Source organism: Paenibacillus sp. P4_E11, from assembly GCF_056401635.1.
This window is the reverse complement of the sequence record NZ_JBFUIX010000017.1, coordinates 21,689-38,279: the sequence shown is the minus strand read 5'-3', so window position 1 is coordinate 38,279 and position 16,591 is coordinate 21,689. Positions and strand designations below refer to the sequence as shown.

Here is a 16,591-nt window from a genome sequence, read left to right as displayed (position 1 = left end):
TATTCTATTCCATCCCGTGGATAAAGAAAAGTTTGGGCTTGCAGGGCTTCCCTTCTCGGTCAATTCCTTCGACTTCAAAGTCACAACTTCCACCAGGGGAAATCGCATCGAACCGCTCTTCTCGCTTGTGCAGCCAATGCTCCATGAACGGACACACCAGCCTGTTAATTTCCTCATGCTTCTCCCATACATTCGCCTCGTTGAAGTGGAGTGGCACATCGCAGAACGTCATATGATATGCACCCTTCACCCGAACAAACGAGGAATGGGTTCCAGTACAGGCATCGTGCAGTCTTGCATATCCTTGAAGAAAAGGGGCTAGTATCGCCGGAGACATCGCACCATCCAGTTGTTCGAACGTCGTCTTCTCTTGCCTGATTACGAGCAACGGCGTGCTGATGCTGTCCCCCTGTGTAAGATCGAGAAGGTGGAAGCTCGCGTCCATCATAACGCCCACCTTAACGAGCGGTATCGTTCTTGCCACTTCCATAGCGGCCGCCCCGCCAAGTGAATGCCCGATGATTCCCACGGCATCCAGATCCAGCTTGCCTCGCAGCAAGGGGTCCTGTTCATTCAGCTCGCTTAGTCGGGCGAGGACATGAGCTATATCCTGCACTCTAACGTCCAGAAGTTCCTTCCAGCCTTTGAAATCGCTGCCCTCCAAGCTGCCAACTGCTGCCTGTTGCTTCACGAACGTTCCATCGGGAAATACCGTGAAGATCGACTCATGTGTGGAGCCGACCGCTATCACAATGAAACCAGACTCCACCAATCGTTGAACATTGTACGAATACATATCCTTGACGACCCCAAATGCCGGGGCATAGATAATGACTGGCAGAGCGTTTCCATGGAGAGTACCTTCAACTACAGGCTGGGTGTTCGTTGTTAGCTGCCTCATATGTTGCCGGTCAGCCCCCATCTCAACGAGCATATCCAGCGCTTGATCCGCAGCAGGCTCGAACAGACTTATATATGCAGCAGCATCGCATGGTTCCGCTTGAATAGGAACATACACGCTGACGACGATGCTACGCTGATGTTCTTGAGTGAATGGATCGTTTCTTGTTTCATCTAGAAATACTCTTACTGTTCTTCCTATCATTATGTAATTCCCCTATATCGTAGTTCCTGCTTAACGAAACCTCATCTGGATATCGCCATGTCCATTGGAGCAGGACACTTCCGCTAACGCTCCATTGACCAATGTAATTTGTGGCGGGACATGCCCAATATCGGCATTGTAAATGACCGGAATATGCAGGGGATCGAACACCCGATGCAAAGCATCGATCATATCAAAGTTCTGTACGTCCGAGTACCCAGCGGCTCGACCGAATATGATGCCATTCGTATGGTGAAACCAGCCGCATTCCCGCATTTGCCACAGATGTCTGTACATATCGGCCGCGTTCATCTCACAGCTTTCCAAATACCAGACGATCCCCGTGTCACGGCAATAGCTATCCTCATATTGTGACACTGGCGCAAACCGGGTGCCCAATAAGATGGATAGTGTGTCCAGGCAGCCTCCGATTAGCCTGCCAGTGAAATGCATCGCTTGATCTGCTTGTCCCAACACCGACCAGTAGGTAGGTGTATCCGGTTCCGTCACCTCCCATGAAGAACGGTATTGCAGTGATGAGTGCTGCTTGATCGTGCCGCCGGCTGCAGTACCAAGGACATCCGCCCAGCGTGCGGTCGTAGCATCCAGCGAGCTAGCCCCCAGGTCGATGTAATTCGTTCCATGCGCCGTCGCTCGACCGGTCATCAGCGTATAAGCGAACGTTAGCGTGCTAATGTCCGAATAGCCCAACAGCCATTTGGCCGGGTACTTGCTCAGCCGCTCCCAGTCCAACAAGGGCAACAGCTCCATCAGAAACTCGCCACCCCATGGCGGAATGATCGTTTGGACCGCATCGTCCTTCAGTAGTTGTTCAAGTTCGGCAGCCCGTAGCTCTGGAGTAGCACTAACACATTTATCGTTAGTCCAGATCGTGTGCCCTTCTAATACAGTAAACCCTTGGTGTTCAAGTGCCGTTCTTGAACGGCTAGCAGGTGATGCCTGCTCTCCTGTACTCCGCTGGACGGAGCAGTAATGGCAATCGTATCACCTTGTTGCAAGGCGGCAGGATATATGATTCGTCCCATGCTGGCAGTAATCCCTTCCCTTCAATATTGATGCTGTAGATGGACACGGTTGCGTGACGGCTCCCGTCCGTCCATGTAGTCGCGCAAGTTGTGCAACACAATATCCATCGCCCGCTGCTGATACGCCTCCGTTGAACCGGCATTATGCGGAGTAAGGATGACGTTATCCAGCGCCCACAAAGGACTGGAATCGGCAAGCGGCTCCTGCTCGAACACGTCCAGCCCGGCCCCGGCAATTCCGCCGCCCTTCAATGCGTCCACCAATGCAGCCGTATTCGTCGTCCCACCTCTACCGATATTGATGTAGTACGCGGAGGTCCGCATCGATTCGAACTGTTCCCGATCCATAAAATGTCGTGTTTCAGCGGTAAGCGGCAGCGTGTTGATGACATAGTCGCTCCGCCTTAGCACTTGCTCCAGCCCATCGTACCGAAACATCTCATCTATGTACGGCGAAGTCGCGTCTGATCTCCTAACACCTAGAACCGTCATTCCGAAAGCTTGGCACAGCCTCGCGGTCTCTTCACCGATAGCGCCCACCCCAAGAATACCTGCAGTTTTCCCGTGTATCTCGCCGAGTAGACCGACACTTTGCCATTTTGATTGTATCTGATTGCGCAGGGTTTGATCTATTTTCCGAGTAAAAGCAAGCATCATTGCTAGTATCGTTTCTGAGATGGGGTAGGCGTGAACCCCGCTAGCATTGGTCAGCATGACGCCATATTCGGCGAACTTGTTGAAATCGACGTAATCGACTCCCGCTCCCCATGTCTGCACCCATCGCAAGCTCGTACCTGGCTTCAAGCAAGCTTCCTCAGCCGTGCGTCTCCACCCTATCACAATCTCTGCCTCTTCCAATCGTGACAGCCAACTATCCGGTTCTGTTCCGTGCACCAGCTCATATTGCGGTGCAATCGCGCGAATGTGCGCTGCGTCCTGATCCGACAAGGCTTGAAGACATACGATAACACGTGGCATCGATCCAACAACTCCTTTTGCTCCGTTTGCATCCAGTATATACTAGATTTGAACAGCTTTTCAGCTTTTTGATTACGGGAGGTCACACCTAATGATCCTATTCATTGCTATCTTAATCGCACTAGTGTTGCTAGTTGCCGTAACGCCGTTCCTACTCCTATTAATCCAACCGAAGCATCAGCTCGTTAATGAAACCGTGCTAGCCTCCCTGCCAGAGTTTCGACCTGATTATACCGACTTGCCTGAGCGAACTTCATACGTTGCAAGAGACGGCAGCAAGCTGGACTATCGCTACTATTCAGCAGACACGAGTCTAGTCCTTATATTGCTGCATGGCATCAGCATGGACGGCCAGTACTTACACATTCTCGCTCGGCATCTATCTGCAAGCAGCCTGTTCCAAGTGTACACGCCTGATCTGCGCGGTTATGGGGCTAATCCGGCACGACGCGGCGATTGTGACTATATCGGACAGCTGGAGGACGATTTGGCGGATTTGATCCGCGTGATCAAGCGTGAGCAGCCTCATGCTTCCATCGTGATGGGCGGCCATTCCGGTGGCGGGGGAACCGCAATACGATTCGCTGGAAGCCGGTATGCCTCACTTGTCGAGGGTTACCTCCTGCTGGCGCCGGCTATTTCGCATAAAGCCCCGATCAACTATGCCCAGGAGCAATCGACCCGTATGATCAGCGTCGGGTTGCCGCGAATTATTGGATTAACGATACTGAACCAACTGGGGATTCACAAGTTCAATGCGCTGCCTGTACTGGTCAAGAACAAATCGAATGAAGGCAGTCACGGGTATGAGAATACAGCATTCAGTTACCGTCTCGCCCTGAGCCGTATGCCGAGGGATAACTATGTGGAAGATTTGCGGGCGCTGACGAAGCCTACTCTGTTACTTGCTGGAACGCTGGACGAAGAGTTCAAGTCGGAGGCTTACGGTCCACTCTTCGCCCTGTATAATAAGGCCGACATCCGCATCTTGCCTGACCTCACTCACGATTCGCTGCTGCTTAGCCCTCTTGTGTACCGGGAAATTGCGCAATGGAGAGGCTTGATCTTCCCAGAGACGGAGGAGGGGGAAGAGATGGGAGAGGAGACATGTTACTGCTTTACTTCAACTGAAATAATATAGCTGGCGTCCTTACCTTGCCCCCACCTGCTGAAGATCCCATAAATATATGTGCCTGGTTGCTGAGAAACTTGGAAGGATGAAGAGCCCTTAAGTGTGATCGGTTTGGATGTTTCAGTTAAGTCTGATACAGACAGTTCCGACGGTTTGTTCCCGAAGTTGATCCTAACTTCTGAGCCAGGTTTCACTTGTGGCGCTTTGTAATCATAGTGCTTGATCAGCTCTTTGGGTCCGATCATATCGACACATTTGCCGCCGGTGAAGCTTTTCCAGCAATACGAGCCTTGCATAACTTCCACTTTCTTGCCGTCAACTGTGACTTTAGGAAGTGGAGGTTCGCTACCGCAAGCGACCGTCACAACCGTCATGGTGAAGAGCAATAGTAAGACAAGGCCTAGCTTGATATACCTGATTCCCTGCATGAGATTCATCTTCATTCTGATCACCCCTCAATGAGTCCTCAATAAACGACATAAGCATCTTGGATCTTCGCAACTTTGGCCCTTTGATAGACCACTTCCTCCCAGACGAACAAGTCCGCTTGAGGATTGTCTCGCAGCAGAGACAGGGGGACGAGAACTAACAACTCTTTTCGCATGGCGGAATCACCTCATCTATAGGACGCAGCTTAACTTCCAATTGTTTCAATTTTGGTTGCAGCATTCACCCGGTAGCCCGAATCATTCGCGTCGTGTGAAAAGATTACTCGCGCATGAAATCAAAACCCGACGAGCGTAGGCTCATCGGGTTTTTGATTTAATGCGCGTAAGCGCTAGTGTCGGCGATGCCGCCCAACCAGAAGCTTTTGAGCGGGACCATTCGGTCTTCCGGCACATAATATTTGAAGCAGTTGTCGCTGATGTCGCCGAGCAACTGACGGCGCACCGGACTTGCCCCTTCCAGCAATGCTGGAGAGACCTTATGATAGTCGATCGGGCGTATCCAGATCGGACTGTAGCCGATGAACAATTGGCGACGTGTGAAGTCCGAGCGGTTCGGCGAGCCTGCGTGCCACAGGTTTTGTGCGAAGATGAATACATCCCCCGGCTTCCCGCACACCTGCAACTCCCCGTCGACCGGCACGTTTACGTCGGTTTGCACCGGATGGAACCCTGCCATTTTGTGGCTGCCGGGAATAATCTTGGTGTTGCCCCGGTCCGGTTCAGACATGTCGCTGAGAATGTAGCAGATTTTGACATAGTAGGTGGACGTCAGCCCATGAATGGTCGGAAAATGCGGCCCGGGGCCGTCCTGATGCCAGTTGATGAAGCTGTTCGTTTCCGTCTTCAGATCCTGCGGATTGGGCTTGCGTACCGTCAGATGCGAGATATGCAGCTGAATGTTATAACCGAGCAGATTGACCATCAGCGGCAGCATGGCCGGCTCTTCGATGAGCGCCAAGATCGCAGGCGATCGTTCCACGCTGTTATATACATTGTACGAGAGCAACTCCGGCTCCTCTGCTATAATCCCGTCAATCGCTTGGTTCAGCTCGGCGACCTTCTCCGGTGAAATGACGTTCTGCAATAGCAGATACCCGTCTTGATCGAACTGCCGGACCAGTGCCGGAATATCTAACGCGCTTACCATCATACCTGTATCCTCCTTGCAGAAATAAGTGCTATTTGCCGTAACCGAGATCCTTCAGCTGTTTTTGCGCTGAATCGAGGTACGTCTTGTAGTTCATCGTCGATTCCAGCGTTTTCAGGAAGGCGTCGTATTCGCTGAGCGGTCTTTTGCCGTAGGCGAACTTGGTGAATTCCTCCTCGATATACCGCCCGGCATCGCTCGCGTTGTAACCATCTGGATAGCTGATGAAGCCGCCCAGCGTCTTGACGCGCTGCTGCTTGTTGGCAAAATCGATATAAGCAGCCTGCGGAGCGAATTTGACTTGCAGGTAGCTCAGCTCCGGCCGGCCGGTGAACTGGTACAGCCACGTATAGCCGGCTTCCTTGCCCATCAGCTCCGTAGGAACGACCTTGTCGCCCTCCAGGTTGTAGTGCTTGCCCTTCTGGCCGAACTGAACTACCGCTGAGCCATCCTTGGTAGACACGTAGTTGAGCAGGTCGAATACTTTCTGCAGCTTCACCTTGTCTTTCTCCAGTGATTTCGGGATAGCGAATAAGCCTGCGGTCATCCCGATATCAAATGCGGCATCGTAAGCGCCAGCCGGTCCCTTCGGAGGTGTCATCTGCAGCCAATCGGCCTTCGGGTTCACCTTCTTGATCTGCTCGGTGAACTGGTCCTTCGTCATATTCGGCCAATCGAGGTAGACGATTCCCGCCTGTCCTTTGATCGCTTTCTCTTGATGCTGTATGCCGGTATTCGCCATCAACTCGGGATCGACGGAGCCGGAGGCGATAAACTTGTTAATAAGAGCCAACGCATCCTTCATCGCAGGTTCATATAAGGAGTTGACGACTTTGCCGTCCTTCATATAGAAATCGCCGGGGTTGCCCACGCCATAGCCGCCATACACCGGACCGAACGCACCCAGCTTCCCTCCAGTAAGGCCGAACGTATCCTTCTTGCCATTGCCGTCCGGGTCTTGCTCGGTGAACGCCTTCGATACGTTGATCATTTCCTCGTAGGTTGTCGGTACCGGAAGCTTCAAATTGTCAAGCCAATCCTTACGAATCCAATAGGTGGCGTAAGGAATCGTCGGCGCTTTGGCGACCGCGTACACTTTACCGTTGATCGTCGCTTTCTTGAAGCTATCCTCGCCGATGAAATCCTTCACCGGCTTCAGCTCCTTGTTCAGATAAGGCGTCAGGTCGAGCAGGAGACCCTGCTGGTTAAACTGCGTCAGCTGCCCTTTATCCACGCCGAACAAATCAGGTGAATTTCCCGAAGCCATGCGGACGTTCAACTGGTTTTTATAATCATCATAGGCAGCGTATGCAGTTAGGGAAATGTCGGTATTGAGTGCCTTGTCCAGCTCCTGCTTGATAAAATCTTTGTCGGGTGCGGGAAGTCCGCTCGCATTCTCGATGATGTCGAGCTTGACCGGCTTCACAGGCTCGGATGGCTTGACGCTTGCAGCAGCGCTTGGGCTACTGCTGGGTGCACCGGATTCAGTTTTCGTTCCACCGCCGCAACCAGCCAGAGCTCCACCGAGCAGGACTGAGATGAGGGAGACAGACATTGTTGTTCTTGTATTCATACACATACCCCTTCTCTTTCATAATAAGAATATTAGTGAGTTCCCTATCCTATATATTGAAGCAGTTTCGGCGGCACGTCCCTGCAGGTTAACGCGCCGGCCTCCCGCAATCAACCTTTAATGGAGCCGAGCAGCATGCCTTTGGTGAAGTGCTTTTGTAAGAACGGGTACACCACAATAATCGGGGCGCTTGCCAGAACGACCGCGGCCATCTGCAGTGTTTCCGTCGGGGTGACATTCTCGGCGTTCTCAAGCGGCTGCTGGGTCTGCATCAACAGCTCGCGTACAATGACCTGTAGCGGGAACAGCGTACGATGGGTGACATACATGATCGCCTGGAAAAACTCGTTCCAATGCCCCACTGCATAGAAGAGGCCGACCGTCAGCATGACGGGAACCGAAAGCGGCATAGCAATTTGCCACAAAATCCGGAACTCGCGGGCGCCGTCGATTTTGGCCGATTCGAATAGCTCTTCAGGCAACTGTTCGAGGAAGCTCTTAACAATAAGAACATTGAAGCTCCCAACCAGATTGGGCAGGATCATGGCCCAGACCGAATCGATAAGTCCGATGGACTTGATGACCAGATAGGTCGGAATGATCCCCCCGCTGAATAGCAGCGTGAATACGATCATGAGCAGGAACATACTTCGCCCCGGCAACAGCTTCCGGCTAAGCGGGTAGGCCATCAGCACGGTAATGAGTATATTGAACAGTGTACCGACGACTGTAATGAAGATGGTCACCCAGAAGGCGCGGGGTATGCCCGATTCGCTTAACAGCTTATGATACGCCATGAACGTCAGCTGCTTCGGAATGAAAATGAACCCTCCGTTCTTCAGTACCTCACTGATCGGGGTCAGCGAAACCGAAACCACATAGAGCATCGGGAACAAGGCAGCCACTCCGCAAAGGGTCAAAATCAAAATGACGATTCCATTGAATATACGATCTTCGCCGCCTCTTACCATATCCCTTCCCCCCAGCGCTTGGCAATTTGATTGGACAGTAGGACGAGTGTGAGCCCAATGCCGGCTTTGAACAAGCCGACGGCCGAGGCAAGACTGAAATTAAGCTGCTGCAGACCGGTACGGAACACCCATGTATCGAGAATGTCTGCAACCTGATACACCTGTATGTTGTACAAGATGTAGATCTGTTCGAAGCCGGCGTCCAGAATATGACCTAGCCTCAAAATAAACAGCATGACGATAACACTTCGAATTCCAGGAATCGTGATATGCCATATCATCCGGAACCGGCTTGCACCGTCTACACGGGCTGCTTCATACAGCGTCGGATCGATACCGGCCATCGCCGCCAGGTAAATGATTGCTCCCCAGCCGAGATTTTGCCATATTTCCGAGCTGACGAGAATCGAGCGGAACGTGCTTGTAGAGGTCAGGAACGGAATCGCTTGTCCGCCCGCTTCTTTGATCCAATGATTCACAAGCCCGGAGTTTTGCGACAGCAGCGAGAGCAGTATGCCGTAAATGATCACCCAGGATAAAAAATGCGGCATATACGTCAGCGTCTGAATCAACGATTTGAACCAACGGACCCGACACTCGTTCAACAGAATCGCCATAATGATCGGCGGCAGCATGCCAAACACGAGCTTATACAGGCTGATCAGCATCGTATTCATAATGAGTTGGGAGAAGTAAGGCGAGTGGAAGAAGGTCAGGAAATGCTTATTCCACGGATGGGCCCAATTGCTAGCCAGGATACCTTCCAGCATGTTGTAATCCTTGAACGCGATCACGACGCCATACATCGGGATGTATCTGAATATAACGTAGTAAATCACACCTGGTAGAAGCATGAGATACAAGGCGCGAAACTGCCACACTCTCTTCGGCAGCAGCGTCTGCTTGACGATCGTGCGAGGGACTGCACGCCCTTCGGTCGAAGCCGGCTGTTCCATGATGTTCACCTCATTTTCATATTGATTGCGCTTTCAGTTAGTAATCGTAGTATAGCAGTCGGTAAGTCGTTGCAATATGCATCGTTTTTGTGAAATTAGGCTCAAAAACGTCACATTCACAAAATAAGAAAAACCCGACCTACGGCCAGGTCCTTGGTGGTTGTGTTCAGTTTGGCGTGCGGGAGGGAGTGAACAGGAGGTTCCACCCGCTGTTGAAATCGATTCCTTTGATTGAAATGTTGTCGTGGTTAGGAATCGGTTTCAAAGGCGGACGCTTCGCTTCTCCACTCTCCTGCTCACTCCCTTTTTGTTCTGCTTTCCTTCAAGGAGTTTCCTTTGTCCGTCCGCTCCGCGTCCGGTTTTTCCGATTGGAATCTTCTAATACCGGTCCCAGATGATCCCACGTAATCATAGGACATCCAATATGTTGTAATCAGAATCAGTAATTTGAAACATTCAGGCTGTTTGTCGATTTTATCGACTAACTCGAGCCCCTAACTTCCCTCATTCCTGAGAGTTAGTCGATTCTATCGACTAACTCGAGCTTAACTTCCCTCATTCCCGAGAGTTAGTCGATTCTATCGACGAGTTAACCCATCCAACCTACCGTTTCTGACTCCTTCCCAGCCAAGATAACCGAACTCCCTGCTCCCAGGCCATATTAGTTGAAAAAGGATAAACCACAAAAACTTATAAATTCTTGTATGTAAACAAAAGGATGTGCTCGAAGCACATCCCCTCGTTGATCATATCTCTTACTCCAATTCCTCCGACTGCCGTTCCGCCTTGACCGCGGGGAATGTGATGGACACGATCGTGCCGACCCCCTCCACGCTGCGGATGCGCATCCCGTAAGGGATGCCATAACGTAAGCGGAGCCGGTCATGTACGTTGTGTACGCCAATGCCGGTAAACCGTTCCTTCGAAAGCTTCGTGATACGCTGCTCCAGGACCATGCGCAGCCGGACCGGATCGATGCCGATGCCATTGTCACGGATAGTAAACCGAATCACGCCGCGTCGCACTATGCCGCGGATGACAAGCTTGCCCTCCCGCTCCGTTGGCAGGATGCCGTGGAATATCGCATTCTCTACAATTGGCTGCAGTGTCAGCTTCAACATCGCGTAATCGTGTGCAGCCGGATCGACGTTGCAAAGGAACGAGAACTTGTCTCCATAACGCGTCTTCTGGATTTGCAGATAATGAAACATGCCTTCCAGCTCTTCGTCAACTCGGACGAATCCATCCGTCTTGTCGAAGCTGAATTGGAGCACCCCTACGAGCGCGCGGATCGTCTCCTTCACTTCGACCGTCTTGTGCTGTCGGGCAAGACTTCCGATGCAAGCGAGCGTATTGTATAGAAAATGCGGCGCAATCTGACTCTGCAGCACCTTGAGTTCCAGTTCCTTCTTGCGCGCCTCCATCCGTTTCGTCTCGTCGAGCAACCCCCGGATTCGCTCCATCATTGCGTTGAAGCTGCGGGCGAGGCGTCCGATCTCATCGTCCCGGCGCAGCGTAATATTCGGCACGACGGCCATGTCCTGTACCCGGTCCATGCGGGAAGCGAGCAGCCGGATCGGTCTTGTGAAGAAATACGAGATCGTAAACGCTGCTAGCAGCAGTACAGCGAGCATGACGAGCGCAACGGTCTTGTAATTGTCGTATAACGCTGAGATATTCTGATAGAAATACGTTTTTTTGATGAAGAAGACAAGTGACCAGCCAAGCAGGTTTTGCCCCGACCGGATAGTGACAAGTGGTCCTTGCGGCCCATCGATGTGACTGGTGCCAACAGGAAGGTCGACCACTGCGGCGAAAAAATCGTCCGTCAGTACAGTTTGGTACTCATTCGGTTTAGCTGGCAATAGGTCGGTCTGACTATCGTACGTCACCATATTATTTTTGTCCGACAACAGCACGAAGGTCTGGTTAGCCGAATTTACCCCGGTGATTTTACGGTTGAGCTTATCCAAGTCGAGCTCGACGACGGCAACGCCTACGCGCGCATTCTTTTTATCCACCAGAGGACGTGCGATCGCTACCGTTCGCCCCGATTGAGGCGAGACATAGGGCTGGCTGACGATTGCCGAATAACTCAGCTGCGCCTGCTCATATAGCTTCGGTAGCATCGAATTGCCGAGCACCTCGTAGAATACCTGCGAGCTGCTGAACACTTTGCCGTCATCGCGCAACACATATATTGTCTTCACAATCGCGTTGTTGTTTTCGGCGACCGAACGCAGGAAATCCTCGACCTCCGTATCTGTGGAAGATTTAAGCATCTCCGCTTGTGTGAACAGCAGCAGCAATATATTTTGCCCGCTATTGAGGTACGTGTCCAAAAATTGATTAGTTCTCAGCATCAGCGTCTGGGCATCGTCCACGATTTGGTTTTTGAACAGCTCGGCGGAACTGTTGTAGTTATTAATTGCGAGAAAGGCAAACATCGCGAACGTCACGCAAAAAAGGAGTAGAAATTGCTTGGTCGCAAGACTCAAGCTTCTTAGTGAGCGCAGCATCTGTCATCATCCTTTTTTGTAATCGGTCGGAACGGCCCCTGTATATTCCCGGAAGGTCGTATTGAAGTAGCGGTAGCTAGGGATGCCCACGGCGCTCGCTACTTCATAGACACGCATCGATGTCGTTTGCAGAAGATGGACGGCTTTGTCCATCCGCAGCTTCGTAACGTAATCGTTGAAGGAAATGYCGGCCTCCTCGCGGAATAACCGGCTTAAGTAGTGCGGGCTGAGCCCGACCTGCTCCGCAACGACGGAGAGCGTAATCGACTGCTCGAGATGCTCGCTGATATATAATTGGGCGTCGGCGATTTCCTTGCGCAGCTTGTGTTTCTTGCCACCTGCTGCCTCCACTTCATGCACAAGCACGGCGGTTAGCTCGCCGATATTACGGGCTTCATGCAGCGCCTTAGCCGCGCCTGATGCTCGGCCACTGCCAACCTGCTCGTGCAGCCATTCCCGCAGCCAGTCCGCTGTCCAAATCTTGAGCGCATCCGGGTCGATCCGGAATTTGGCAGCCCATCGCGGCAACTCGTTCTTCAGGTCGTGGACGAGTTTCTCTCGGTCTTGCTTCGCACTACGCAGTTTCCCTCTTATTTCCACATTCGCCAACTCGTCCATCAATGCCGCAGCTTCAGCAGTCCCGGCGATAAATATGCGGCTAGTCGCATCGTAGAAGCGGTTAGGATGCTCCTTCGTCACGGAACGGCAGCAGCTTGAGAAATCTGCGGATTCCCGAATCGGCTCGCCGATGACCGCGTACAGCCGGAACGCCTCGCTCAAATACGCGAGCCGACTGTCTATGTCCCTAATCAGTGCATCCATCGTCGCTTCCAGCTTGTTGCGCAGGGCACTGGCGTTCCGCTGCTCTGCCTGCTCGAACAATAGCAGATACACCCCATCCTCCGCCGCTATCCATGAGAACGGCATATGTGGTCGTTCGAGCTTCGTCAGTGTTTCCTCGACCTCGCGTTTCACGAGTAGTCGGCTTTCTTTCCTCGCTTCCACGTGCAAGGCACTCAGGCGTATCGGCAGTCCTAGTCCGAACGTTTGCTGGAGATAATCGGCAATACCTGCCGTTTCGCCGCTCTCCGCGTAACGGCGCAGCTCCTTCGAGCGTTCCCACCTATGCCGCTCGGTTTCGCTTCTGCGCAGCGACCGCTCCCGCGCATGGGCCTCCTTCGCTTTACCTAGCGCATGCCCAAGATCGTCCTCGTCCATGGTCACCTTGACGAGGTATTCAATGGCGCCAAGCTTCATCGCTTCGCGCGCGTATGCAAATTCGGAATGGCAGGTCAGCAGGATGACCAGTGTCTCCGGGTATTCCTCCCGAAGCGTGCGGAACAAAGCCAGTCCGTCCATCACTGGCATCGTAATGTCGGTTACGACCACATCCGGCGTGAAATTCCTGCAAAACCGAAGCGCCTCCTCACCATTTGAAGCCTCACCTACCAGATCGAAGCCATGAGATTCCCATGGAAACAGCCGAAGCTCCTGACGAATCGGTAGATCATCGTCGACAATCAGTACCGTAAGCAGCTCGCTAGCCATCAGATCTCCCCCTTATTCCCCTTTTTCTGTATGAAACCCATATGTAAGCGCTTTAAATTATTATTATAGCATGAACATGTACGGCAGGTTATACACAAAAACGTAACTATTGTATCCAAAAATTGTTGTTCGGCAGCCTCTATGTGAGGCTACTCTTGTGAAAAAGATAAAGACCGTTCTGATCAAGAGAACGGTCTTCTAAATGATAGACTCTAATCAACCGGTAACCCGGTACCATCTGTCTCCTGGACGACTACGGCAGTAGCGGCTGCGGTCGCACGCATGTGCTGGTCATGTCGTAATGACGACCTTCTCGCGATGCCTGAAGCGCGCCATGCATCGCTTCCAACACGTGGTAAGCCAATTCACCATTGGCTCGGTGGAGCGTGCCTTCTTCGATTGCACGCGCCATATCCGACACGGCGATCCCACGGCTGTTGTCTGACCAGCCGTGGGTCAGTGGTACGTCCGTCCACTCAGACGCACCAGGCTTGCGCAGTTGCACGGGGCCGCCGTACGTATTTGGATCCGGTACGCGCAACGTCCCTTCGCTGCCGTATATCTCGATACGCGGCAGGTCGGTCCCGCCCTTGATGTCGAAGCTGGTAATCAGCGTCGCTACGGCCCCACCATGGAAATCCAGGACGCTGGCAATATGCGTCGGGGTTTCCACCGGAATGACCGTGCCGAACTTCGGCGCGCTCGTTATGGTGCGTTCCGCAAAGCTGATCGATGCAGAACCTGTAATTCGGCGGATGGAACCGAGCAACTGCACGAATGCCGTCAGGTAGTACGGCCCCATATCGAACAGCGGACCGCCGCCCTCCTGGAAGAAGAAGGCTGGGTCCGGATGCCACCCCTCCGGACCGGAGCCCATCATGAACGCGGTCGCGGCTACAGGCCGCCCGATCTCGCCCGCTTCGATCAAGGCGAGGCAGGTCTGGATGCCGCCGCCCATGAATGTGTCCGGCGCGCAGCCGACCCGGAGGCCGGTCGCGGCCGACATTTCGAGCATCTCGCGCGCCTCCTCCAATGTCACCGCGAGCGGCTTCTCCAGGTGAACATGCTTACCGGCCCGCAATGCCGCCAGACTGACGGCCGCATGCGCCTTCGGGATCGTCAAGTTCACGACGATGTCGATGTCCGGATCGGCTAATAGTTGCTCGACGGTATACGCCTTCGCTACCTCGAACTGCGCGGCCTTGGCTTGAGCGCGCTCCAGCTCCAGATCAGCTAAGGCTGTGACATGCACGTTGCCGAAGCGAGGTAGATTCTTCAAATAGTTACCGCTAATGTTGCCGCAACCGATAATGCCGACTCGATATGTACGCATCCTTTGCTCCTCCTACTCCACCTGCTGACTATACCGTCAGTGACAGGCCGAGCTTTCCTTCGATATAGTCCTTTTTCACTTGGAACGGCCGTTTCTACTTCAAAGGGTTTCATGTGAATTACTTCTCTGCCTGTTTCCTACGCTCCTCAATGCCCACATTCGTCTCCTTGATGATGTCCGCGCCGCCTCGATCCGACCATTCCTTAACCATTTGCTCCCAATCCGTGACCGGACGTTGACCTGTGATCATCTTCGTCTGCTCCACGATCAAATATTTGGTCAATTCCGTTCCCTTCACCGTATCGGTCTGCGACTCGGTTCCGCTTCTCGGATTCATGTACGTCTTGTCCTTGAACTTGAAGAACATTTTCTCCAACTCGGATGTAAGCTGCCTGATGACTGGATTTTTATAGTTATGAGAATACTCGTTGGCCTCGTCGCTAGGCGCCCACATTATGTCGAACAAGTAATACGAAGGGCTCTTCCCCTCCTGCATACTGGTTGGAACAGCACCTGATTGATCAAACGTATAACCATAGTTTAAGTAACCAAATCGCCAATCGTAGTTTTTATTGTCTGGTGTTCGATCAGCAGGTGCAATAAATGTTCGACTAAAATCAATCACATTCATGATCTTAGTGACCTTGTCCGGTTCTCCGGCAAGCTTAGAGGATAGCGTAGTAAATCCCATGAACCCAGACTGGGATGCGAACCCTTGCGACCCATCCGGTGCTGCGAATGGTTCAATTGAGACGAATTTGGCATTCGGATTGATCTTCAGCAGCCCCTCCATATAGATCTCCGACATCCCTCGCGGGGAACCAATGAAGATGCCCGCCCGCCCCGAATAAAATTCATTATTTCCTTGCGCCCAGTTCAGCACGGCAAAATCTTTGGTCACCGCGCCTTCCTTATACAAGTCGGCTAACGTTTGAATGACTTCCTTGCGCCCAGGTCCGATAAGACCCGGAATATATTGGCCTTGTGCATTTTTGTGATACCAAGTCAGTGGGTCCCAATAAGCACCGGCGTTGTAGTCAGGTGAGAGGTTTTGTGACAGAGCCAGACCGTACGTATCATGTTTGCCATTCCCGTCAGGATCGTTCTTAGTGAACGCGATCGCCACTTTCTTCAGCTCTTCATAACTCTTGGGCACGCTTAAATTCAACTTATCCAGCCAATCCTTGCGCAACACAATGACGAACGTGTATTGCTTCGGGTAATACCTAGGAATCGCATATATTTTACCATTAACCGAGAATTGATCGCGAATATGGGGGGGGACCTGCTTCAAGCTCGGATATTTGTCGTAATAGTCGGTTAAAGGAAGAAAAGCGCCCTGCTTCGCCCAATTGAAGAAGTTGGAGTCCAGATCCTTCACCCCAACTACGTCAGGAATGCTTCCTGAAGCCATCAGAACCGATAACTTGCTAATGTAGTCCGTCTGCGGGACAAACTGCGACTTGATACGGAGCTTGAATCGATCTTGGATCATATCGACCCCTCGCCCTTCTGTTGGCGCTACTTCATCCCACGAATAATTGATATAACTGACACTGTCAATATTGTTGGCGGATTTGGAATTCTTCTCCTCTTCACCCTTATTGATAAGAGACGAGCCCATCCATCCACAACCTGAGACACTGCCTGCGATTACTGCGGTTAACCCGGCTATGGTGAATCGTTGAAGATAGGGCATTGTGACCGACCTCACCAGATCCACCTCCTCTATCGTTTATTTAACCACGAATCGTTCAGTTTGTCTCGTCTTGGGGATATAAAAAGACTGCCCGGAGTTGCACCGGGCAGGTCTAGAAGCTTCATTTCGCTAGGA

At 52.3% G+C, this 16,591-nt stretch carries 15 protein-coding genes and 1 pseudogene; 1 reads left to right on the top strand and 15 read right to left on the bottom strand.

Going from position 1 to position 16,591, the window contains the following annotated elements; genetic code table 11:
- Positions 1-4 precede the first annotated feature (4 nt).
- The 5 genes and pseudogenes from AC1DWB_RS09430 to AC1DWB_RS09410 all read right to left on the bottom strand — a co-directional run bounded on the left by AC1DWB_RS09430 (position 5) and on the right by AC1DWB_RS09410 (position 3,129).
- Positions 5-1,105, bottom strand: coding sequence for an alpha/beta hydrolase family protein (locus AC1DWB_RS09430; RefSeq protein WP_477540796.1), 1,101 nt, complete (start codon positions 1,103-1,105; stop codon positions 5-7).
- 30 nt (positions 1,106-1,135) lie between these two features.
- Positions 1,136-1,771, bottom strand: a complete 636-nt coding sequence (locus AC1DWB_RS09425) for a S66 peptidase family protein (RefSeq protein WP_477540840.1) — start codon at positions 1,769-1,771, stop codon at positions 1,136-1,138.
- A gap of 33 nt (positions 1,772-1,804) precedes the next feature.
- Positions 1,805-1,999: pseudogene (locus AC1DWB_RS09420) on the bottom strand (LD-carboxypeptidase); the annotation flags it as partial.
- An 8-nt stretch (positions 2,000-2,007) separates the two neighbouring features.
- Positions 2,008-2,151, bottom strand: a complete 144-nt coding sequence (locus tag AC1DWB_RS09415; RefSeq protein ID WP_477540795.1) for a hypothetical protein — start codon at positions 2,149-2,151, stop codon at positions 2,008-2,010.
- Positions 2,152-2,172: 21 nt separating this feature from the next.
- Positions 2,173-3,129, bottom strand: coding sequence for a D-2-hydroxyacid dehydrogenase (locus tag AC1DWB_RS09410; protein WP_477540794.1), 957 nt, complete (start codon positions 3,127-3,129; stop codon positions 2,173-2,175).
- Positions 3,130-3,220: 91 nt separating this feature from the next.
- Between AC1DWB_RS09410 and AC1DWB_RS09405 the strand changes: the two genes are divergently transcribed.
- Positions 3,221-4,270 carry an alpha/beta hydrolase gene (locus AC1DWB_RS09405; protein ID WP_477540793.1) on the top strand — a complete coding sequence of 350 codons (1,050 nt, stop codon included), beginning with the start codon at positions 3,221-3,223 and terminating at the stop codon, positions 4,268-4,270.
- On the opposite strand, the gene AC1DWB_RS09400 is transcribed toward AC1DWB_RS09405, so the two are convergent.
- From AC1DWB_RS09400 to AC1DWB_RS09355, 10 genes are all read right to left on the bottom strand, one after another.
- On the bottom strand, positions 4,240-4,704 hold the full coding sequence (locus tag AC1DWB_RS09400; RefSeq protein ID WP_477540792.1) for a hypothetical protein: 465 nt from the start codon (positions 4,702-4,704) through the stop codon (positions 4,240-4,242). The genes AC1DWB_RS09405 and AC1DWB_RS09400 overlap by 31 nt on opposite strands.
- Before the next feature lie 23 nt (positions 4,705-4,727).
- Positions 4,728-4,865 carry a hypothetical protein gene (locus tag AC1DWB_RS09395; RefSeq protein ID WP_477540791.1) on the bottom strand — a complete coding sequence of 46 codons (138 nt, stop codon included), beginning with the start codon at positions 4,863-4,865 and terminating at the stop codon, positions 4,728-4,730.
- A 158-nt stretch (positions 4,866-5,023) separates the two neighbouring features.
- Positions 5,024-5,860, bottom strand: a complete 837-nt coding sequence (locus AC1DWB_RS09390) for a phytanoyl-CoA dioxygenase family protein (protein WP_477540790.1) — start codon at positions 5,858-5,860, stop codon at positions 5,024-5,026.
- A gap of 28 nt (positions 5,861-5,888) precedes the next feature.
- A complete protein-coding gene (locus tag AC1DWB_RS09385; RefSeq protein ID WP_477540789.1) occupies positions 5,889-7,430 on the bottom strand; it encodes a type 2 periplasmic-binding domain-containing protein in 1,542 nt (513 codons plus the stop codon).
- Positions 7,431-7,540: 110 nt separating this feature from the next.
- Entirely contained in the window at positions 7,541-8,401 is an 861-nt protein-coding gene (locus tag AC1DWB_RS09380; protein ID WP_477540788.1) for a carbohydrate ABC transporter permease, read from the bottom strand.
- A complete protein-coding gene (locus AC1DWB_RS09375; protein ID WP_477540787.1) occupies positions 8,395-9,357 on the bottom strand; it encodes an ABC transporter permease in 963 nt (320 codons plus the stop codon). The genes AC1DWB_RS09380 and AC1DWB_RS09375 overlap by 7 nt, the downstream gene beginning before the upstream one ends.
- 755 nt (positions 9,358-10,112) lie before the next feature.
- Entirely contained in the window at positions 10,113-11,876 is a 1,764-nt protein-coding gene (locus tag AC1DWB_RS09370; RefSeq protein ID WP_477540786.1) for a cache domain-containing sensor histidine kinase, read from the bottom strand.
- Positions 11,877-11,882: 6 nt separating this feature from the next.
- Entirely contained in the window at positions 11,883-13,424 is a 1,542-nt protein-coding gene (locus AC1DWB_RS09365) for a response regulator transcription factor (RefSeq protein ID WP_477540785.1), read from the bottom strand.
- A gap of 253 nt (positions 13,425-13,677) precedes the next feature.
- On the bottom strand, positions 13,678-14,757 hold the full coding sequence (locus AC1DWB_RS09360) for a Gfo/Idh/MocA family protein (protein ID WP_477540784.1): 1,080 nt from the start codon (positions 14,755-14,757) through the stop codon (positions 13,678-13,680).
- Positions 14,758-14,875: 118 nt separating this feature from the next.
- The gene (locus tag AC1DWB_RS09355) at positions 14,876-16,471 is read right to left on the bottom strand and encodes an extracellular solute-binding protein (protein WP_477540783.1); all 1,596 of its coding nucleotides are present in this window, start codon (positions 16,469-16,471) and stop codon (positions 14,876-14,878) included.
- Positions 16,472-16,591 lie beyond the last annotated feature (120 nt).